This window comes from uncultured Aquitalea sp. (genome assembly GCF_945957525.1).
Classification (GTDB): domain Bacteria; phylum Pseudomonadota; class Gammaproteobacteria; order Burkholderiales; family Chromobacteriaceae; genus Aquitalea.
Map to the genome: position 1 here is coordinate 46,171 of NZ_CAMFLA010000006.1, position 20,157 is coordinate 66,327.

Below are 20,157 nucleotides of genomic sequence, written 5' to 3' on the forward strand. Positions count from 1 at the left end.
ATGCATTCATTGCGCATGCGGAAGGCTGCTACTATCAGCTCGAACCGCGGCGCGCGCACGCCATGCGCAACGCCAGCCCCACGTTTGCCGAAGGAAGCTTATGGACCTTGTGATGCGCATCAAAAGCTGGATGCCCGACCTCGCCAAGAGCGAGTTGCCGCGCTATCAGGCCATCAGCAACGCCATTTGCGAAGTGATTGACGGCGGACAGGCCGTTATCGGCGAAAAGCTGCCGCCGCACCGCACGCTGGCGGCGGCGCTCAAGGTAACGGTGGGCACGGTCAGCCGGGCCTACGCGCGGCTGGAAGAACAGGGCCGGGTCATGTCGCGCATCGGCGACGGCACCTATGTGCTGGCGCGGCAAACGCCGCTGCCGGACAGGCCATTGGAAGGCGAGGACGAACCCGCCCCAGCCGGGCTGGTGGATCTGGGCCGCAATGTCATCGTGGATATCGGGCAGGACCTGGCGCTGGCGGAAACCCTGCTGGACATCAGCCAGGACGCCGCCTCCCGCCAGCGGGTGTTGGATTACCAGGCCGAATGCGGCCACCCCTGGCATCGCGCCGTCGCCGCGCGCTGGCTGGGCCAGTTCGGCATTGCCAGCGGCCCGGACCGCGTGGCGGTCACCAACGGCGCGCAGCATGCGCTGGCCTGCCTGCTGCGCATCCTCACCATGCCGGGCGACACGGTATTGTGCGAAGCGCTCAGCTACCCGGGCATCGTGGCGCTGGCGCAGCAGATGCGTTTGCAGCTGTTGTGCGTGGAGGTGGACGAGGAAGGCATCGTGCCGGAATCACTAGAGCAAATGTGCCGCGCTTTCGACAGCCGGCTGCTGTTTTGCGTGCCCACGCTGCACAACCCCACCACCGCCACCATGAGTCTGGAACGGCGCTTGCGCATCGTGGACATTGCCCGCCGCCATCATTTGCAAATCATCGAAGACGCCACCCCGGCCGTACTGCTGCCGTCGCCGCCGCCCGCACTGGCCGCGCTGCTGCCGGAGCAGGTATTTTTTGTCGCCAGTCTGTCCAAGTCCGTTTCGCCCGGCCTGCGCTTCGGCGTGGTGCAAGCGCCTCGCGCGTGGTCAGGCAAGTTGGCGGCGGTCATCCGCGCCAATTGCTGGATGGCCACGCCGATTGCGGTGGAGATTGCCTGTCGCTGGATGGAAGACGGCAGACTGCAACAATTGCTGGACGCCCAGCGCGCCGACATCGCCAACCGGCGACAACTGGCGGCGTCTTATCTGGAGGGTCAGCAATGGCTCAGCCACCCGGGCAGCCCGCACTGCTGGCTGCACTTGCCGGCTCCGTGGCGCACCAGCGAATTCAGCACCATGCTCCGACGCCGCCAAGTGGCCATCAAATCCGGCGACGCCTTCACGGTGGGCCGCACGCCGTCGCCGCATGCCGTGCGCCTGTGCCTGAGCGGAGCAGGCACGCTGACACAACTGGAACACGGCCTGGCCATCCTTCGGCAAACCTTGCAGGACGGGCCGGAGGCCTTTCTGGCGGAGGCCTGAACACCCCCTGAACCAGCGTTGTCGGGCGCAAGAAACGGGCTGCTTGCCAGCCCGTTTGCCACTAAGAACCGCTAGCAAAACATCGCCAACACCCTGAGCCAAGGCGCGCCGACGCAGGCAGTACCCATTTGTACGACAAGGAGGCGCAACGCAGGATCAGGGGTTTTGTCAGCGGTTTATGCTGCCGACCAATCCTCCAGCACCATATCCGCCCCCTTCTCCGCCACCATCATGGCCGGCGCGTTGGTATTGCCGGAGGTGATGTTGGGAAACACCGAGGCGTCGATCACTCGCAAACCCGATACACCGTAAACCTGCAAGCGCGGCGACACGACGCCGCCTTCCGCCTCGGGCCGCATGCCGCAGCTGCCGCACAAATGGTAAATCGAGCCGGACTGCTGCCGGAAAAACGCCAGCAGCGAGGCGTCATCCTCCGCCAGCTGGGGGCCGGGGCTGACCTCACGCACAGTGATGTCAGACAAGGCGCGGGTAGCCGCCACACGACGGACAAGCCGGCTGCCGGCCACCGCCAGCGCGCGATCCTGCTCCGTGGCCAGATAATTCGGCCGAATGGCCGGCTCGGCCTGCGGGTCGGCCGAGTTCAGCGCTACCTCGCCCCGGCTTTCCGGCCGGCACGGATTGAAACACATCAGGAAGCCGGAATACGGCTCCGGCTTGAGTCTGGCCTGCGGACTGGGCGGAATGGTGTAAGACAGCGGATTGAAATACAGCTGCAGATCAGCCCTCGCCGAGTCCGGCCCGGCGCGGAAAAAACCGCCGGCCTGATTGACGCTCAAGCCCAGCGGGCCTTGCCGCTTCCAGGCGTAACGGAGCGCCGCGCGGGCCTGGCCCCACAGACTGCCCAGCTCGTCGTTGAGCGTGGGCTGCCTCGATTGGAAGTAGTAAGACGCGCACAGATGATCTTGCAAACCCTGCCCCACGCCCGGCAGATGCCTTACCGGGGCGATGCCCAACTGGAACAGGCGCTCGGCATTGCCCACGCCAGACAGTTGCAGGATGCGCGGCGAACCCACGGCGCCGGCGGCCAGAATCACTTCGCAAGCGGCATCGAAATGGCGGCGCTGCCCCTGCTGGATCACCGTCACCCCGGTGGCGCGCCGTTGCTCGTCAAACAATACCCGCTCCACCAGACAGCCTGTCTCCAGCGTGAGATTGGGCCGCGACAGCGCGTGAGCGAGATAAGCGCGATTGCTGGCGCAGCGCTCGCCGCGCTCGATATTGGCCTCATAGACGCCTGCGCCTTCAAACGCCGCGCCATTGAAATCCGCGCTGACCGGCAAGCCGGCCTCCCTGCAAGCGTCCAGATAGCTTTGGCAAACCGGGTGGGCCAGGTCTTTCATCGGCGTCAGGCCGATGCGCCCCGCGCCGCCCCGCCAGGCGGTTTCGCCGCCCGGGTGCCGCTCCAACCGCTTGAAGTAGGGCAACACGTCCTGATAGCCCCAGCCGGGGTTGCCCGCCGCGCGCCAGTCGTCAAAATCCGCCGGCTGGCCACGCACCCAGATCATGGCGTTGATCGCGCCCGAACCGCCCACCACCTTGCCGCGCGGCGCGTAAACGCGCCGTCCGCCCAGCGCCGGTTCCGGGTCGGTGTAATGCATCCAGTTGCGGCCCGGATGGTAATAGCTCTTCACATAGCCCACAGGCAGCCGCAGCCAGAAAGAATCATCCCGACCGCCAGCTTCCAGCAGCAGCACGCGAAAACGGCCATCGGCAGACAGGCGCTCGGCCAGAATGCAGCCGGCCGAGCCCGCACCAACAATGATGAAGTGGTAGCCGCTCATAACACCTCGCCGTGATTCCAGCGGTTTTTCCAGGCCTCGGACGACTGCGCGCGCACGTCGAAAGGCGCCGGGTCCATAAAGAGATGCAAGCGCTCGCCGCGATAAGGCGAGTGCGCCCGCACCACGTCCATGTTCAACTCCACACCCAGCCCAGGTTCGTCCGAAGGAATGATGAAGCCCTCTTCCCAGCGTATCGGGGTTTTGAGCACGGCGGAGTGAAACCCGCTCCAGTCCATGATGCTTTCCTGAATCAGGAAATTGGGCGTTGCCGCCCCCAGCTGGATGCTGGCCGCCGCGCCCACCGGGCCGTTGTAGAGATGCGGGGCGATCTGCGCATAGAAGGCCTCCGCCATGCCGGCGATTTTCTTGGCCTCCAGAATGCCGCCCACGCGTCCCAGATTCATTTGCAGGATGGCGGCGGCGCCCTTTTGCAGCAAGGGCAGGAATTCATATTTGGTGGTCAGCCGCTCACCGGCGGAAATGGGGATGCTGGTGGCGGCCGCCACTTGCGCCATGGCGTCCGGCTGACCTGGCGGCACCGGCTCCTCAAACCACAGCGGGTCGTATTTTTCCAGCCGTTTGGCCAGACGGATGGCGGACGCCGGCGTCATCTGCCCGTGCGTGCCGATCAGGAGATCGCACTGATTGCCCACCGCTTCGCGAATTTTGCGACAGAACACTTCGCACTGGTCCATCAGCTCCAGCGACAGATGATGGCCGGAATACACCGTGTACGGCCCGGCGGGGTCGAACTTGAGCGCGGTGAAGCCCTGCTTGACGAAGCGCGCCGCGCATTCGGCGGCCAGGTCGGGGTCGTCATAGTTGTAGCCGCCCTGCCCATCATCCGGATACAGATAGGTGTAGGAGCGCAGGCGCTCGTTCACCTTGCCGCCCAAGAGCTGATGCACCGGCTTGCCGGCGGCCTTGCCGATGATATCCCAGCACGCCATTTCCAGACCGCTGGCAATGCCCATCATGGTCAGGTCCGGCCGCTGGGTGAAGCCGCTGGAATAACAAGCGCGGAAGAAGCGCTCCACCTGATGCGGATCGTGCCCTTCCAGATAGCGGCTGTATACGTCGGCAATGGCCGGCAGCATCACGTCCGGGTGGAAGGTGGCGGCGTACACCTCGCCCACACCCTCAATGCCGCAGTCTGTCTTGAGGGTGACGAAAATCCAGTACATGCCGCCCACATGGGGAGGCGGCACCGCCACAACGTGTGTTTCCAGCGAAATGATTTTCATGGTTTGCTCCGGGCGGCTCAGTGTTTCATCACGACGAGGCGCGTTTGGGTGAACTCCAGCATGCCGTGCTTGCCGTCGTCCCCGCCCAGCCCCGAGCGTTTCCAGCCGGCGTGATAGCCCTGATAGGGGTCGGCCGGGGTACGGTTGATGTAAAGCTCGCCCGCTTCAATGCGATTGGCGAAGCGCAGCGCTGTGCGGTAGTTCTCGGTGTACAGCACCGAGGACAAGCCAAACTGGTGGTCATTGGCCAGCGCCAACGCCTGCTCCGCATCCTCGTGCCGCAGCAGGCACAGCACCGGGCCGAACACCTCCTCGCGCACGATCTCCATCTCTTGCCGGCATTCCAGCAACAAGGTGGGCGGATAAAACCAGCCTTCGCCTTCCGGCACGATGCCGCCGGCGGCCAGCACCGCCCCCTCGGCCAAGGCCCGTTCCACCATGGCGTGCACGCGCTGGCGCGCGGCTTCGCTCGCCAGCGGCCCCATCGCGTCGGGGTGACGGCTTCGATTGCCCCAGCGCCGCGCATGAAAGCGCTCGGTCAACAGACTGGACAGGGGCTGGTAAACACTGGCGTGGGCATAGACGCGTTCCACCGATGTGCACACCTGCCCGCAGTGATTCAGCGCCGAGGCGGCAATGTCGTCGGCCGCGCGCACCAGGTCGGCATCCGCTTCCACAATGGCCGGGGTCTTGCCGCCCAACTCCAGCGATGTTTTGGCGATATTGGCCTGCGCATACCCCAGTACCTTGCGCCCGGCCTCCACACTGCCGGTGAGCGTGATCATGCCCACTTGCGGGTGTTCGCACAGCGCGGCGGCGGTCTCGTGCCGCATGGCGAGAATATTGATGAGCCCCGCCGGCAAACCGGCCGACTGCACGGTTGCAGCCAGCTCCAGCGCCGAACACGGCGTGTGATTGCTGGGACGCGCCACCACCGCATTGCCGGCAATCAGCGCCGGCGCAATCTTGCGCAACAGGGTGTAGACGGGAAAATTGAAGGGAATCAGGCACACTGCCACGCCTATCGGCGCGCGCAGCAAAATCAGGTTTTCATCCGGCGAGTCGCTGGGAATCACCTCGCCCTCCAGGCGGCGGCCCCATTCAGCGTGGTAACGGGTGATTTCCGCGCCGTAACGCACCTCCGCCGCCGCATCGGCCAGACTCTTGCCGGACTCGGCGGCCAGCGCCTCGCCAATGCGCTGCGCATCGCGCTCTAGCGCGTCGGCAAGGCGATGCAGTGCTTCGCCGCGCGCCGCGCCTGGCAGTTGCGCCCAGGCCTGCTGCGCCTGCGCCGCCATAGTAGCGGCGCGCAAGGCTTGGTCCCGGCTGGCGGCCGCCACTTGCGCCGTCAGCCTGCCGGTGGCGGGATCGCCAACGTCGATCAGCCCGTCGCCGCCCTCGAAGAACTCATTGCCGATGAAATTGAGATACCTGCGCATGACGCACCTCGAAACCGGATGAACGACGAGGCGAACGCCGCCCGTACCGTCATCTTCAGTGCGAAATTGTCGCGGCAGCCGCCGGGCCCCGTACAGACAGACAATTTCAATAATTGTCCCTGCGCCAGCCCTCCACCTGCCCTACCGTCGTACCTTTGGGCGGCACGGCCTGGCGATGCTTGGCATGGCCGATGCGCTGAGCCTTGTAGATGCCGCTGTAGCCGGAAAACAGATAGCTGGCCACGCAAGCCAAGCCGGCATAAACGCCGATTTCTCCGCCAAACAGCTCCATCGCCATTATGGTGGAGGCTATGGGCGTATTGGCCGCGCCGGCAAAAACGGCGACAAACCCCAAGCCGGCCAGCAAGGGGAAAGGCAGCTGCAGCAAGGGGGCCAGCGCGTTGCCCAGCGTGGCGCCGATGTAAAACAGCGGCGTCACTTCACCGCCCTTGAAGCCGGCGGCCAGCGAGCCCACGGTCATGGCCAGCTTGGCGGCGAAATCGTAGGCTGCCACCGGCTGTACAAACGCCTCTTTGATCACCGGAATGCCAAGGCCGATGTAGCGATCCGCCCCCAGCCCCATCACCACGGCGGCAATCAGCACGCCGCCCAGCAAAGGCCGCAGCGGCGCATAGGCCACACGCCGCTTCACCCAGGCGCCCAGCCGGTGCGTGGCTTCGGCAAACACCCGCCCCACAAGGCCGAACAACACGCCAGCCAGCAAGGTGGCGGCAAGATTCCAGGCGCTCATGCCCGGCACGAAAGGCACGCTGTAATGGGTATGATGCACACCCCACAGCAAGCCCACCTGGTCGGCAACAATGGCGGCCACCAGGCAGGGGAACAAGGCCTCGTAACGCATGCGGCCCATGGTGAGCACTTCCAGCGCAAATACCGCTCCGGCCAGCGGCGTGCCGAAAACCGAGGAAAAACCGGCGCTGACCCCCACCATCAGCAGGATGCGACGCTCACCCGGCGCCAACCGCAGCAGGCGGGTCAACTGGTCGGCCAGCGCCCCGCCCATCTGCACCGCAGTACCTTCACGACCCACCGACGCGCCAAACAGATGCGATATCACCGTACCGCCCAGCACCAGGGGGGCCATGCGCAGCGGGATGATGCGCGAGGGATCGTGGATTTCATCAATCAGCAGGTTGTTGCCCGCCTCCACCGACTGGCCGTAGCGCAGATAAGCCCAGCCCACGGCAAAACCGGCCAAGGGCAGCAACCAGATCAGCCAGCGATGGTTGTCGCGAGTGTTGGTGGCCCAGTCGAGGGCGTGCAGGAAGAATGCCGATGCCGTGCCGGCCAGCAAGGCCACCGCGCAGGAAATGAGCAGCCAGCGGGCCAGCCGCTGCGGCAGGAACAGGGTTTCGGGAGGATGCTTGATGAACATGTGCGCCGTCTTGTGTGCCGGCGTTGCAGCAGCGGCCTTCGGCCAACCTTGCTGGAACGCCATGTGGTCATGGCCCCGAGAGGCGGCGCCGGCATGCCCGCACCGCCCGTCATCGCCGCAGCAGGTCGCGCGCCAGCGCGAGGCCTGAACAGCTTGTCGGGGAATGTGCAGGCATCATCAGCCCACGGGGGGCGGTTGCTCGCCGGGCCTTGCGCCGCGACGACGGGAGGCATGCCATCTCCCGAAGTCCATCATGCTAATGCAGGGGCCGCTCCGGATGCAACAAGGCCGACCCGATGGGTCGGCCTTGTTCTCATGCCTCGCGCCTGCCGGCAGAGGGCTTCGTTACCTTGTTCAGGCCGGATCCTTGCGCGTCTTGTGCAAGGAGAACAATACCCCCCCAAACAACAGGCCCAGCGTGACCGCCAGCGACAGACCGGTGGGAATGTGCCAACTCACCAGACCGATGTCGTTCAGGTAGACCAGCCCCACCTTCACGCCAATGAATACCAGCACCACCGCCAGCGCGTACTTCAGGTACTCGAACCGGTGCACCATGGCCGCCAGCGCGAAATACAGCGCGCGCAGACCCAGAATGGCGAAGATGTTGGAGGTGTACACCAGGAACGGGTCCTGCGTGATGGCAAAGATGGCCGGAATGCTATCCACGGCAAAAACCAGGTCGGCGCTTTCCACCAACATCAGCGTCAGCAGCAGCGGCGTGGCCCACCAGCCCTTCTTCAGGCCGTGCTGTTCGCCGCGCACCAGAAAGTGCGAACCGTGCAGCGTGGGCGTCAAGCGCAGATGCCCGCGCAGCCACTGGTACAGGCGGTTGTCCTCCAGCGAGGGATGCGCCTCTTCCTTGGACAGCAGCATTTTCGCGCCGGTCACAATAAGGAACAGACCGAAGATCACCAGTACCCACTTGAACTCGGCTACCAGCACCGCACCCAGGCCTATCATCAGTGCGCGCAGGACGATAACGCCCAGAATCCCCCAGAACAGCACACGGTGCTGATACTGACGCGGCACCGCCATGCCGGTGAAAATCAACGACATCACAAAGATGTTGTCCATGGACAGCGATTTTTCCACCAGATAACCGGTGAGGTACTGCATGCCGGCGTCGCCGCCCTTGTACCACCACACCCAGCCGCCGAAGGCCAGCCCCATGGCGATGTAGAAGGCCGACAGCTTCAGGCTCTCCGCCACGCCGATTTCATGGTCGTCCTTGTGCAGCACACCCAGATCAAAAGCCAGCAGCGCGCCGACAATGCCGGCGAACATCAGCCATACCCACAAGGGATAGCCGACAAAAGCGATATACAACCAATCCATGACTTGCTTTCCCCGGCTGCGCGCCGGAATCAAAAGGAGCAGGCAAGGCGCCTGCTCCATCGAATCTCATCCCGAAGGCAGTCCTTCGGCCAACCTTGTCGTTTTAGCGCGCCTGTTGCAAGGCCGCGATGCGCGACTCCAACGACGGGTGGCTGGACATCAGCGCCATCAGGCCGGCGCCGCCGGCAATCCCGCTGGCCGCCATGTTCTGCGGCAGTTCGCCCGCTTGCATGCCGCCCAAGCGACGCAGCGCCGCCACCATGGGTTGCGGGCTGCCAAGCAGGCGGGCTGCGCCGGCGTCTGCGCGGTATTCGCGCTGGCGGGAGAAGTACATCACGATGAAGGACGCCAGAATGCCGAACACGATCTCGCACACGATCACGGTGATGAAATAACCGATGCCGGTGCCGCTGGACGACTGCTCGTCGTTGCGACGCAAGAAGTTGTCCACCAGATAGCCCACCACACGAGCGAGGAAAAACACAAAGGTGTTCACCACGCCCTGGATCAGCGTCAGCGTCACCATATCGCCGTTCTGGATGTGCGCCACTTCATGCGCCAGCACGGCTTCCACTTCTTCTTCGGTCATGGACGCCAACAGGCCGGTAGACACCGCCACCAGCGAATTCGACCTGCTGGGGCCGGTGGCGAAGGCGTTGGGCTCGCCCTCGTACACCGCCACTTCAGGCATCGGCAGGCCAGCGCGATCGGCCAGCTTGCGTACGGTAAACATCAGCCAGCGTTCGGTTTCGTTGGCGGGCTGGTCGATCACCCGTGCGCCGGTGCTCCACTTGGCCATGGTTTTGGACAGGGCCAGCGAGATGAAAGCGCCGCCAAAACCCATCAGCGCGGCAAAACCGAGCAAGGCGCCCAGATTCAGGCCGTTGCCGGTAATAAATCGATTGAGGCCCAGCACCTGAGCGGCGATGGACAGCACCAGCATCACGGCGATGTTGGTTGCAATAAGCAGGATGACTCTTTTCATGACAAACCCCTTGGGGCAAGAACAGCAACGATGGAATGATAGACGCCCAACATTAAGAAAAAAATAAGATAAACTTGGATGATTCTTCAGATTTTTTCGAATAATCATGCAAAGGCTCAACTACAAGCACCTGCATTACTTCTGGACCGTCGCCCACGCCGGCAGCGTGACCGCGGCCGCGCGCCAGCTGGACATGACCGCGCAAACAGTCAGCGGCCAGATTTCCCGGCTGGAGCAAAGCATGGGCCGCGCGCTGTTCACGCAGGAAGGCCGGCAGCTGGTATTAACCGAAGCCGGCCGCCTGGCGCTGACCTACGCCGACCGCATCTTCCAGCTGGGAGAAGAGCTGGAAGACAGTTTGCGCGAAGAAGAGCCTGGGCAAACCCTGCGCCTGACCGTGGGCATCAGCGATGTGCTACCCAAGGACATCGCCTGCCGCTTGCTGGCGCCGGCGCTGTCCCTGCCGCAAAAAGTGCGGCTGCAATGTCTGGAAGGCGATGTTGACGAGTTGCTGGCGGCGCTGGCGCGCCATCAGTGCGATCTGGTGCTGGCCGACCGTCCCGCCCCCGCCGGCGGCGCCCAGCCTTTGCAGTCCACCCTGCTGGTGCGCTGCCCGGTGATGGTGTTCGGCAATCAGGTGCTGCACCAACGCTACGCAGAGGGCTTCCCGCACAGCCTCAATCGCGCGCCGATGTTGCTGCCCATCCGCGAAAACGTGCTGCGCGGCCAGCTTGAACACTGGATGGAAGAGCACGGCATCCGTCCCGACATCGTGGGCGAGTTCCAGGACGGCGCGCTCTTGGCCAGCTTCGGCAAACTGGGCCATGCCCTGTTCCCCGCGCCGGTATATCCCGGCGCGGAACCGGAAGGCATGGAAAACGGACTATTCCCCCTTGGCGCGGTCAGCGGCGTGGAGGAGCAGTATTACGCCATCGCCAACCGCCGCAAGTTGCAACATCCGGCAGTGGCGGCCATGCTGGATTAAGCTGTAAATGCAGCCTGGGCCGCAGCCGGCAAAAATGCCGCGACAGGCTGAAAAAACCAAGGCTGTCCGCATTTTTCTTGAAACCAGCCCTGCCAGCCCTAATTATTAGCAAATCATTATCAATATCGACACTAAGACGCCAACTGCGTCGAATCACACCACCCCATTATTGATGAACAAACACAACACCCCCGCACTTGATGAAGCGTTCGGCCTGCTGATGCAGGAAAGCGGACCGAACGACGACGCGCTGGCCCTGCTGGTGAAAGCCATCCGCCCGCGCCGCGCCGAAGACAGCGAACAGGCCGTGATGAATCTGCGCGCGCTTGCCTGGCTGCTGGAGCATCGCGAAGAATACCGCGCCGCCCTGCGTCGCGCCGTGCTGACCTTGCTGACCGGCACGCGACAAATTCCGCTGTATACCGAGTCCGGCATTCTGGCCAACACCGGTTTTTTCTCCACGCTGTCGCGCCGCCTGGGCGAGCGGCTGCTGCCCATGCCCTATCGGGAAAACTCCTTGCAGGATCGCTTTGGCCGGCTGTTCCGCCGCAAGGATGATCACCAGTGGCTGGAAAGCGTGCCGTACGAGGTATGGCAGGAGTTGTGGCGCGCCATGGCCTGGCAAGAGGAAACCGCCCGCGACGGCTGGCGGCAGACCCGGCTGCAGATAGTGGAGGCGGTACAGATACTCAGCGCCCGCGTCACCGCCATCGGCCTAGAACCTGAGCTGGTACGCGTCTATCCGGAAATCGAACGTTTCGAGTCGCCCTTCCTGCATCTGAATGCGGAGGTGCTGGCCTGGGCGGAAAGCCAGCGTCGGGCCGTGGTGGACGAAACCGCCCCCACCCACGACGACAAACATGTGCTGGTGCTGCTGGAGCAATGCGAAGACATCCTCGGCCGCATCCGCAAAAACGCTTCGCGCAACGGCATTTCAGTCGATCTCACCTATCAGGCGTTGCGTCTTTCGCAAAACATCGATCGCATGCAAGCCCTGCTGACCCTGCTTGAGCCCGAGCATGACCCCACGGACAACCCTGCCTTGTTCGAGCTGCTGGTGGATTTTGTCCGTTCGGAAAACCGCAAGTACAGCGTCAGCGATGTGCTCAAGTCCAATACCGAACTGCTGGCCCTGCAAGTAACCGAACACGCCGGCCGTCATGGCGAGCACTACATCGCGGAAAGCCGCCGCGAGTGGGGCGGCATGGCGCGCGCCGCCATGGGCGCGGGGCTGATCGTCGGCTTCATGGCGCTGATCAAGCTGATGCTGGCGCAGGCGCACCTGCCCTTGCTGTGGGAAGGTCTGGCTTTTGGCCTCAATTACGCCATCGGCTTCATCATCGTGCAGTTGCTGCACTTCACAATCGCCACCAAGCAACCGGCCATGACGGCGGCGCGCATCGCCGCCGCCCTGCACAGCCAAGGCCGCAAGGTGCAGCTGGAAGAGCTGGCCGACCTGGTGGTGAAAGTGATGCGCACTCAGTTTGTGGCCATTCTGGGCAATGTGCTGCTGGCCATCCCCACCGCCGGGTTGATTGCCTGGGGCTGGCAGGCGGCCTTCGGCCAACCCGTGGTCAACGCCGACAAGGCGCGACACTTGCTGCATGATCTGGACCCGCTGGGCAGCCTGGCGCTGTTCCACGCCGCCATTGCCGGGGTGTATCTGTTCCTGTCCGGCCTCATCGCCGGCTATTACGACAACAAGGCCATTTACCGCCGCATCCCGGAGAGGTTGGCCGAACACCGCCTGCTGGGTCATCTCATCGGCAAGCGCCTCGCCTGGAAACTGGGCCATTACGTGGAACACAATCTGGGCGCGCTGGCGGGCAACTTCTACTTTGGCCTGTTCCTGGGTCTCACCGGCACCATCGGCATCATCCTGGGGCTGCCGCTGGACATCCGCCACATTACCTTCTCGGCGGCCAATCTGGCCTTCGGTTCGGTGGCGCTGGATTTCCAGATTCCCGGCCGCGAGCTGCTGTACTACGCCTGCGGCGTGGCGCTGATCGGCATGACCAACCTGGCGGTCAGCTTCACCCTGGCGCTATGGGTGGCGCTGAGGTCGCGCAAGCTGGGCGGCGGCCAGATCCTGCCGCTGTTCTTCTTGCTGCTGAACCGCTTTTTCAGCAATCCGCTGCAGTTTTTCTTCCCTCCCCGCGCCGAACCGGCTGCGAACGAAGAAGAAAAAACCGCGCCGCCACACTAGCAAGGACACGGTTTCTTGCCATGAACAAGGCCCGGCCATGCCGGGCCTTGTTGCATCAGCGCGGCGCGCGCCAGCGCTGGCTCTGCCGGCCCAGCAGCTTTTCCAGCCCCAACACCAGCAGCGACACCCCGCCTGAAGTCAGTACGATCAGCGTGGCCATGGCGGCGGCGGCGGCCGTATCGCCGGCGTCGTCCATGGTGATGATGGACACGGCGGCCAGGCTGTTTTCCGGGCTCATGATGAAGATCAGCGCCGACAGCGTGGTCATGGCGGAGACAAACAGGAAGCGCGCCACGTCCAGCAAGGCCGGCAAGCACACCGGCAGCGTTACTCGCCGCATGGTGATCCAGAACGGCACTTTCAAGGAAGCGGCCACCGCCTCGAATTCGCCATCCAGCTGCTTCAGCGCCGTCGCGGCCGTGAGATGGGCGGTGGTGTAAAAGTGGGCGATGGTGCACACCGTCATCAACGTCAGGCTACCGTAGAGGAAGTTGAGCGGATTGGCCGGGTGATTGAAAAAGAACACATAACCCAAGCCCAGCACCAAGCCAGGCACCGCCATCGGCAGCATGGCGAAGAAGCGCAACAGCGCGCGCCCCACCGGTGCCACCTTGAGCTTTTCACAGGAATATGCCCCGACAAACACCAGCATGGTGCCGCACAGCGCGGCCGCAGCCGACATTTTCAGACTGTTGAAATAGGCCGACCAGCCGCCGCCGTCCACATTGTCAAACTGGTAATGCGACAGCGTGAAGGACAAATCATAAGGCCAGTATTTGATGAAAGACGCTCCCACGCCTACGCCCAGCAGCAGCAGCAACAAGGCGGAAATCAACAGCAGCATGGCCAACACGGCCAGGTCGCGCCCGAAGGACCGCGCCGGCGCAAACGGCACCGCGCGCGCCGTCAGCGCCGCCTGCTGACGCCTGGCCATGCGGCGCTCCACAAAGAAGGACAACACCGCCGGCAGCAGCAGCATCAACCCTACTACCGCGCCGCGAGGAAAATTCTGCTGCCCCACCACCTGCTTGAAAGCTTCCACCGCCAGCACATTGACGTCGCCGCCCACCACTTTGGGCACGCCGAAGTCAGTGATGACCAGCGTAAACACCACCAGACCCGCCGACACCAGCCCGTAGCGCACGCCCGGCAAGGTAATGGTGAAGAAACGGCGCAAGGCCCCCGCGCCCAATACCCGGCCGGCTTCGTACAAGCGGGCGTCGGATGCCGACAAAGCGGTAATGATGATGAGCAAGGCATGCGGGAAAGTGTAGAACAGCTCGCCCAGCACCATGCCCCAAAAGCCGTAGACATTGCCGCCCGCCAGCCAGGACTTGAGCAGCCCCTGATTGCCGAACAGGTATACCAGCGAAATGGCCGGCATCAGCGAAGGCGCCAGCAAAGGCGACAAAGCGATCTGGCGAAACAGCTCCCGCCCCCATACCCGGCTGCGCGTCAGCCCCCAGGCAAAGGCGAAAGCCAGGGGCACCACCAGTCCGGTGACAGTCAGCGACAGGGTCAGACTGTTTCTGGCCGCGCGCATCAGGCCGGGCGAATCCAGCACCTCAGCCACGTTGGCCAGCCCTACCCAGTGGCCATCCATGTTCATCACCGCCTTGCCGAAGATGAACAGCAAGGGCAGGCCCAGCGCCAGCGCCAGCAAGGTAATCAGCCCCCACACCAGCAGAGTGGCCACTCGGCCTTCCGCATCAGCGCGGGTGTGCGCAACCTGCCGACCCGGCAAACGGTTCTTCAGCGCCTGCGTCAGCATGCCGCGCCCTCCGGATAGGCCAGCAAGCGATCCGCCGGCAATTCCACTGGCACCACCTCGCCGGGTACTACCGGCTGGCGATTGAGCATGGAGGGGCATACTTCGGCCAACAGGCTGACACCCGGCATGCCTTCCGGCTGCAAGCGCAGTCGCGTCATGGCACCGCCGAAGCTGACGTCAGCCACCCGCGCCAGCACGGTGTTGGGTGCGTTTTCCCAGCGCGGCTTGACGATGATGTCTTCCGGCCGCAAGAACAGGGCGGCCCTGCCCGACGCCGGCGCGGCCTGCTCCAGCCTTAGCGCGTGACTACCCACACAGACTGTGTTGGAGCCGGTCACTTCGGCCTGCAACCAGTTGGCTTCGCCAACAAATTCTGCAACGAAACGGCTGGCCGGCCGGCGGTAGATTTCCGCCGGCGTACCCACTTGCTCGATGCGGCCGGCGTTCATCACCACCACGCGGTCGGCGATGGCCAGCGCCTCCTCCTGATCATGCGTCACCATCAGCGTGGTGACGCCCAGCCGCTTTTGCAGACCCTTCAATTCTTCGCGCAGTTTGTCGCGCACGCGTGCGTCCAGCGCCGACAGCGGCTCATCCAGCAACAGCAGGCCCGGCGAGGTGGCCAGTGCTCGCGCCAGCGCCACCCGCTGCTGCTGACCTCCAGACAATTGCGAGGGATATTTCCGCTCCGCGCCGGGCAAACCCACCATGTCCAGCAGCTCGCGCACGCGTTGCTGATGGCGCGCCTTGTCGCGGCGCGGGGTCAGCCCATAGGCGATGTTGTCCTGCACGTTGAGATTGGGAAACAAGGCGTAGCTCTGAAACACGATGCCGTAATCGCGCTTGGCCGGCGGCGCGTGGGTGATATCTTCCTTGCGCAGGCTGATGCTGCCGCCGTCCGGCATGTCCAGACCGGCGATCAGCCGCAGCAGCGTGGTTTTGCCGCAGCCGGAGGGGCCCAGCAGGCAAACGAACTCGCCCTTGGCGACATTGAGGGACACCCGGTCCAGCGCGATGAAATCGCCAAAACGGCGGGAAAGATCGCTCACGCTCAGGTGTTCGGACAACTGTTGCAGATAGTCGGCCGGTTTCATGCATTACTCCATTGCAGGCGGCCGGCGCACCGACGGCCCTGTCAGGCAAAAAAAGGCAAAGGCCACCCGCTGTTGACGGGTGGCCTGGGTCATTGCGTCATCAGCTATTGGGCGCGGCCTTGCTTTCAAAGCGACGCGACCATTCCTTGAGGATGGCTTCGCGGTTCTTGGCGGCCCAGGCGAAGTTGTTGTGGCTCAAGCGCTTGGCGTAGTCCGTGGGAATGAAGGCGTTCTGCTTGGCTACGCCCGGCATGGCCAGCACGGCGTAGTTCTTCTCGTACAACTGCATGGCCGGCAGACTCACCGAGAAATCAGCCAGTTTCTTGGCGGCTTCCAGATTCTTGCTGCCCTTCATGATGGCGGTGGCTTCCAGATCCCAACCCAGGCCTTCCTTCGGATAGATCAGGTCGATCGGCGCGCCTTTGCCCTTCAGTTCGGCGCCGCGGTATTCAAACGAGATGCCGATCGGATACTCGCCGGCGGCGGCCATCTTGCAGGGCTTGGAGCCGGAGTGAACATACTGCGCCATGTTGTCGTGCAGCTTGTCCATGTACTCCCAGCCTTTTTTCTCGCCCATCATCTGCAGCCAGGCGGATACGTCCAGATAGCCGGTGCCGGAAGAAGCCGGATGCGGCATCACGATCTGGCCCTTGTAAACCGGCTTGAGCAAATCGGCCCAGCTTTCCGGCTTGGGCAGGTTTTTCTTGGCGGCTTCCACCGTGTTGAAACAGATAGTGGCGGCCCATACGTCCATGCCGGTCCACTTCGGCGGCTTGGCCTTGTCGACGAATTGCGGGCTCAGCTTTTCCACGCCTTTCGGGGAGTAAGCCTGCAGCATGCCTTGCTGATCGAGGATCATCAGACTGGTGGCGGCCAGACCCCACACCACGTCGGCTTGCGGATTGTTCTTCTCGGACAGCAGCTTGGCGGTGATCACGCCGGTGGATTCGCGCACAAAGCGCAGTTCGATGCCCGGATTGGCCTTTTCGAAGGCTTCCTTGTACTCCTTCACCTGGTCCGCTTCCAGCGCGGTGTAAACGGTCAGCGTGGTGGCGGCTTGGGCCACGGAGGCGAACAGACCTGCCAGCAACAGACCGGCGGCGACGGCAATCGGCTTTTTCATGAGTGCTTCCCCATCAGGTTTAGACGTATAGACCAATTCAGCGACGCAACAAGGCGCCGGAATAGCAAGACAGCGTCACGATAAGGCGGAGGCATTACAGCCAAGTGACTCGCACATGAAGCTTGTTTGTCGCCGCTAGACGTTTGCCGAAGACCCGCCTGCGCTACAATCGGGACTTGTTTCGCCATCCGGATCAGACATGCCCAGAAAACCCCGCGTCCGCGCCGGCAACGGCGTCACCCTGCATGATGTCGGCGACGCCGTCGGCGTCAGCGCCATCACCGTGTCGCGCGTGCTGCGCACCCCGGACAAGGTGTCGGAAGCCTTGCGGGAAAAGGTACTGGCGGCGGTGGACCGACTGGGTTACGTGCCCAACCGGGCAGCGCGCCACCTGGCCTCGGCCCGCTCCAACACCGTGCTGGTGCTGATCCCCTCTCTGAGCAATACCGTATTCATCGACACCCTGGCCGGCATCGAAGAAGTGCTGCAGCCGGCGGGCTACCAGATGCTGATCGGCAACACCCATTACGATGCCGATCAGGAGCTGCGCCTGTTGCGCGCCTATCTGGAGCACAGCCCGGACGGGCTGCTTCTCACCGGGCTGACCCAGCATGCCGACTTCCGCGCGCTGGTGGAGCGCCATCGCCTGCCAGTGGTGCACATGATGGACCTGGCCGACGATGGCCGCGCCTGTGTCGGCTTTTCACAGGAAGACGCCGGCCGCGCCATTGCCGGGCATCTGCTCTCTCGCGGCAAGCGCCGCATCGCCTTCTTCGGGGCGCAGCTGGACGAACGCGTGATGAAACGGCTGGACGGTTACCGGCAGACGCTGGCCGCCGCTGGCCTGGCTGCGCCGGAGCTGGAAATCCTCGACCCTCGCCCCTCCACCATGCAGATGGGCGCGGACATGCTGGACAGCCTGCTGGCAGCCCACCCGGACTGCGACGCGGTGTTCTGCTGTAACGACGACCTGGCCATCGGCGTACTGGCCCGTTGCCAGCAACGCGACATCGCCGTCCCCGCACAACTGGCCGTGGCGGGCTTCAACGACCTCTCCCCGGCCGCCTGGACCAGCCCGCCATTGACCACAATTGCCACACCGCGACGCGAGATTGGCCGTATTGCAGCGCAGCAATTGCTGGCGCGACTGGATGGCAAACCCCACGGCCCATCTCGCATCGATCTGGGTTTTGCGCTGCAACATCGTCAAAGCGCCTGATTCCGTCCCTTTCCTGCTGACTGCGGCCCGGCTCGCGTCGTCATTGCATTCTCAAAATTGTTAGCGCTAACATTTGCAGCCATTGGCACTTGCCAACGCTCGTCAAACTGTCACACAACAATGTTAGCGCTAACATGAAAAACAGAAACATCGTCGTCATGGGCGTGGCCGGCTGCGGCAAAAGCAGCGTCGGCCAAGCGCTCGCCGCAGCGCTCGGCCAGCCTTTCATCGAGGGCGACCGCTTTCACCCGCAGGAAAACATCGCCCTGATGTCGGCCGGCATTCCACTGGACGATCAGCACCGGCAGGGCTGGCTGGAAACCCTGGCCGGGCAGTTGGCCGAAGGGCTGGCGGACGGCCGCGGCCGCGTACTGGCCTGTTCCGCCCTCAAGCGGCGCTATCGCGACATCCTGCGCGCAGCCGACCCGCAGCTGCTGTTCGTGCACCTGACCGGCACGCCGGAGCTGATCGCCCCGCGCATGCGCGAACGCACCGCGCACTTCATGCCGCAAAGCCTGCTGGACAGCCAGTTCGCCGATCTGGAACCGCCGGGCGAGGACGAAAACGCGCTCGCACTCGATGTGGCGGACACCCCGGAAAACCTGACCCGCGCCGCGCTGGACCACCTTGCCCGCCAGCCTGCGCAATCCTGAGCCAAAGCAAGAACAGAGGAGAATCCCAATGACCACGACTACACCCCGCGCCGGCCGTCGCTGGCGCATCGGCGCCTTGCTGGGCGTCGGCATCCTGGTGAACTACTTCGATCGCATCAGCCTGTCCGTGGCCGCGCCGCAGTTGCAGCAGGAATTTCATCTGAGCAGCGGCGACATCGGCCTGCTGTTCAGCGCTTTCTTCTGGACCTACGCCTTGCTGCAGATTCCCACCGGCATGATTCTGGATCGCTTCGGCGTGACGCGAGTGGGACGCTGGGGGGCTTTCCTGTGGGGCATCGCCTCCACGCTTACCGCTTTTGCCGGCGGCTTCGGCGGCATCTTCGCCGCCCGCGCCCTGCTGGGCGTGGCGGAAGCACCCGGTTTCCCGGCCAGCTCCAAGGCCACCGGTTACTGGTTTCCGCGTCGCGAACGCGCCATGGCCACCGCCATTTTCGACGCCGCCGCCAAGTTCTCGAATGTGATCGGCGTGCCTCTGGTGGCGTTGGCGGTAGTGCATCTGGGCTGGCGCTGGGGTTTTGCCGTCACCGCCTGCCTCAGCATTGCCTACTTCTTCGCTTTCTGGCTGCTTTACCGCGACCCGAGCCAAGACCCGAAACTGACCGAAGAAGAGCGTCGCTACATCCTGGATGGCGGTGCCACGCCGGAAGGCCAGTCGCAAGGCGGCTCGCTGCGCATGCTGGGCTACCTGCTGCGCCAGCGCAAAGTGTGGGGGCTGTCGCTGGGTTTCGCCGCCTACGGCTATGTGTTCTACCTTTTCCTCACCTGGCTGCCCGGCTATCTGGTGCAGGCCATGCACATGAGCATTCTCAAATCCGCCGGCTTTGCCGCCATCCCCTGGATTTTCGCCACGCTGTCCGACCTCATCGTCGGCGGCTGGCTGATCGACCACCTGATTGCGCGCGGCCACGATGAAACCCGCGTGCGCAAGGCCGTATTGCTGGGGGGCATGCTGATGGGGCTGGCCGTATTCGGCGCCACCACCACGCAGGACCCCTATGTGGCGATTGTATGGATCACCATCGCGCTGAGCGGGCTAGCCGCCGCCGCGCCGGTGGGCTGGTCCTTGCCGTCGCTGATTGCCCCGCAAGGCGGTACCGGCACCGTGGGTGGCATCATGAACTTCGCCAACAACATGATGGGCGCGGTGGCTCCCATCGTAACCGGCTACATCGTCGGCAGCACCCACTCCTTCACCAACGCTTTTCTGGTGGCCGGCATCATGCTGCTGATCGGCGTGGCGGCCTTTGTCTTCCTGCTGGGCCGCATCGAAGCCATTCCCTCGCCTGACTTCGCCAACAGCGAAACCGCGCAGCGCGCCGCCTGATCGCACGCGTCGCCAAAGAGCAAGGGCCGCTACAGCGG

15 protein-coding genes and 1 riboswitch are annotated in these 20,157 nt (G+C 63.9%); of the genes, 6 read left to right on the forward strand and 9 right to left on the reverse strand.

Features of this window, described 5'->3' with window-relative positions; genetic code table 11:
• The first annotated feature begins 112 nt into the window (after positions 1-112).
• Positions 113-1,519: a PLP-dependent aminotransferase family protein gene (locus Q0P52_RS07205; RefSeq protein WP_293813689.1), complete on the forward strand. Its 1,407-nt coding sequence runs from the start codon at positions 113-115 to the stop codon at positions 1,517-1,519.
• A gap of 176 nt (positions 1,520-1,695) precedes the next feature.
• Here Q0P52_RS07205 and Q0P52_RS07210 read toward each other — a convergent pair whose 3' ends face one another.
• From Q0P52_RS07210 to htpX, 6 genes are all read right to left on the reverse strand, one after another.
• Positions 1,696-3,321 (reverse strand): GMC family oxidoreductase N-terminal domain-containing protein, encoded by a 1,626-nt coding sequence (locus tag Q0P52_RS07210; protein ID WP_293765445.1) that lies wholly within the window; start codon positions 3,319-3,321, stop codon positions 1,696-1,698.
• Entirely contained in the window at positions 3,318-4,565 is a 1,248-nt protein-coding gene (locus Q0P52_RS07215; RefSeq protein WP_293765447.1) for a mandelate racemase/muconate lactonizing enzyme family protein, read from the reverse strand. Before Q0P52_RS07215 ends, Q0P52_RS07210 begins: the two co-directional genes overlap by 4 nt.
• 17 nt (positions 4,566-4,582) lie before the next feature.
• On the reverse strand, positions 4,583-6,004 hold the full coding sequence (locus Q0P52_RS07220; protein ID WP_293765448.1) for an aldehyde dehydrogenase family protein: 1,422 nt from the start codon (positions 6,002-6,004) through the stop codon (positions 4,583-4,585).
• A 106-nt stretch (positions 6,005-6,110) separates the two neighbouring features.
• On the reverse strand, positions 6,111-7,463 hold the full coding sequence (locus tag Q0P52_RS07225; protein ID WP_293813690.1) for a voltage-gated chloride channel family protein: 1,353 nt from the start codon (positions 7,461-7,463) through the stop codon (positions 6,111-6,113).
• Between the two features lie 98 nt (positions 7,464-7,561).
• Positions 7,562-7,651: riboswitch (Fluoride riboswitch) on the reverse strand.
• Between the two features lie 103 nt (positions 7,652-7,754).
• The gene (locus Q0P52_RS07230) at positions 7,755-8,738 is read right to left on the reverse strand and encodes a TerC family protein (protein ID WP_293765451.1); all 984 of its coding nucleotides are present in this window, start codon (positions 8,736-8,738) and stop codon (positions 7,755-7,757) included.
• A 103-nt stretch (positions 8,739-8,841) separates the two neighbouring features.
• Entirely contained in the window at positions 8,842-9,723 is an 882-nt protein-coding gene (gene htpX / locus Q0P52_RS07235; protein WP_293765453.1) for a protease HtpX, read from the reverse strand.
• 106 nt (positions 9,724-9,829) lie between these two features.
• Between htpX and Q0P52_RS07240 the strand changes: the two genes are divergently transcribed.
• Positions 9,830-10,708, forward strand: a complete 879-nt coding sequence (locus Q0P52_RS07240; protein WP_293765454.1) for a LysR family transcriptional regulator — start codon at positions 9,830-9,832, stop codon at positions 10,706-10,708.
• A 172-nt stretch (positions 10,709-10,880) separates the two neighbouring features.
• A complete protein-coding gene (locus Q0P52_RS07245) occupies positions 10,881-12,914 on the forward strand; it encodes a site-specific recombinase (RefSeq protein ID WP_293765455.1) in 2,034 nt (677 codons plus the stop codon).
• Between the two features lie 55 nt (positions 12,915-12,969).
• On the opposite strand, the gene Q0P52_RS07250 is transcribed toward Q0P52_RS07245, so the two are convergent.
• From Q0P52_RS07250 to Q0P52_RS07260, 3 genes are all read right to left on the reverse strand, one after another.
• On the reverse strand, positions 12,970-14,685 hold the full coding sequence (locus Q0P52_RS07250; protein WP_293765457.1) for a putative 2-aminoethylphosphonate ABC transporter permease subunit: 1,716 nt from the start codon (positions 14,683-14,685) through the stop codon (positions 12,970-12,972).
• On the reverse strand, positions 14,679-15,779 hold the full coding sequence (locus Q0P52_RS07255; RefSeq protein WP_293765459.1) for a putative 2-aminoethylphosphonate ABC transporter ATP-binding protein: 1,101 nt from the start codon (positions 15,777-15,779) through the stop codon (positions 14,679-14,681). The genes Q0P52_RS07250 and Q0P52_RS07255 overlap by 7 nt, the downstream gene beginning before the upstream one ends.
• Positions 15,780-15,879: 100 nt before the next feature.
• A complete protein-coding gene (locus Q0P52_RS07260; RefSeq protein ID WP_293765461.1) occupies positions 15,880-16,902 on the reverse strand; it encodes a putative 2-aminoethylphosphonate ABC transporter substrate-binding protein in 1,023 nt (340 codons plus the stop codon).
• Positions 16,903-17,101: 199 nt separating this feature from the next.
• On the opposite strand from Q0P52_RS07260, the gene Q0P52_RS07265 reads away from it, so the two are divergent.
• The 3 genes from Q0P52_RS07265 to Q0P52_RS07275 all read left to right on the forward strand — a co-directional run bounded on the left by Q0P52_RS07265 (position 17,102) and on the right by Q0P52_RS07275 (position 20,119).
• Positions 17,102-18,121, forward strand: coding sequence for a LacI family DNA-binding transcriptional regulator (locus Q0P52_RS07265; RefSeq protein WP_293765463.1), 1,020 nt, complete (start codon positions 17,102-17,104; stop codon positions 18,119-18,121).
• 134 nt (positions 18,122-18,255) lie between these two features.
• Positions 18,256-18,774 (forward strand): gluconokinase, encoded by a 519-nt coding sequence (locus tag Q0P52_RS07270; RefSeq protein ID WP_293765465.1) that lies wholly within the window; start codon positions 18,256-18,258, stop codon positions 18,772-18,774.
• 28 nt (positions 18,775-18,802) lie between these two features.
• Entirely contained in the window at positions 18,803-20,119 is a 1,317-nt protein-coding gene (locus Q0P52_RS07275; RefSeq protein ID WP_293765467.1) for an MFS transporter, read from the forward strand.
• Positions 20,120-20,157 lie beyond the last annotated feature (38 nt).

What these genes read in the sequence shown, in the direction of transcription:
- Q0P52_RS07230 (WP_293765451.1), bottom strand. Translation starts at nt 8,738, where the DNA reads ATGGATTGGTTGTATATCGCTTTTGTCGGCTATCCCTTGTGGGTATGG.
- htpX (WP_293765453.1), bottom strand. Translation starts at nt 9,723, where the DNA reads ATGAAAAGAGTCATCCTGCTTATTGCAACCAACATCGCCGTGATGCTG.
- Q0P52_RS07245 (WP_293765455.1), top strand. Translation starts at nt 10,881, where the DNA reads ATGAACAAACACAACACCCCCGCACTTGATGAAGCGTTCGGCCTGCTG.
- Q0P52_RS07255 (WP_293765459.1), bottom strand. Translation starts at nt 15,779, where the DNA reads ATGAAACCGGCCGACTATCTGCAACAGTTGTCCGAACACCTGAGCGTG.
- Q0P52_RS07205 (WP_293813689.1), top strand. Translation starts at nt 113, where the DNA reads ATGCGCATCAAAAGCTGGATGCCCGACCTCGCCAAGAGCGAGTTGCCG.
- Q0P52_RS07265 (WP_293765463.1), top strand. Translation starts at nt 17,102, where the DNA reads ATGCCCAGAAAACCCCGCGTCCGCGCCGGCAACGGCGTCACCCTGCAT.
- Q0P52_RS07260 (WP_293765461.1), bottom strand. Translation starts at nt 16,902, where the DNA reads ATGAAAAAGCCGATTGCCGTCGCCGCCGGTCTGTTGCTGGCAGGTCTG.
- Q0P52_RS07270 (WP_293765465.1), top strand. Translation starts at nt 18,256, where the DNA reads ATGAAAAACAGAAACATCGTCGTCATGGGCGTGGCCGGCTGCGGCAAA.
- Q0P52_RS07215 (WP_293765447.1), bottom strand. Translation starts at nt 4,565, where the DNA reads ATGAAAATCATTTCGCTGGAAACACACGTTGTGGCGGTGCCGCCTCCC.
- Q0P52_RS07225 (WP_293813690.1), bottom strand. Translation starts at nt 7,463, where the DNA reads ATGGCGTTCCAGCAAGGTTGGCCGAAGGCCGCTGCTGCAACGCCGGCA.
- Q0P52_RS07250 (WP_293765457.1), bottom strand. Translation starts at nt 14,685, where the DNA reads ATGCTGACGCAGGCGCTGAAGAACCGTTTGCCGGGTCGGCAGGTTGCG.
- Q0P52_RS07210 (WP_293765445.1), bottom strand. Translation starts at nt 3,321, where the DNA reads ATGAGCGGCTACCACTTCATCATTGTTGGTGCGGGCTCGGCCGGCTGC.
- Q0P52_RS07220 (WP_293765448.1), bottom strand. Translation starts at nt 6,004, where the DNA reads ATGCGCAGGTATCTCAATTTCATCGGCAATGAGTTCTTCGAGGGCGGC.
- Q0P52_RS07275 (WP_293765467.1), top strand. Translation starts at nt 18,803, where the DNA reads ATGACCACGACTACACCCCGCGCCGGCCGTCGCTGGCGCATCGGCGCC.
- Q0P52_RS07240 (WP_293765454.1), top strand. Translation starts at nt 9,830, where the DNA reads ATGCAAAGGCTCAACTACAAGCACCTGCATTACTTCTGGACCGTCGCC.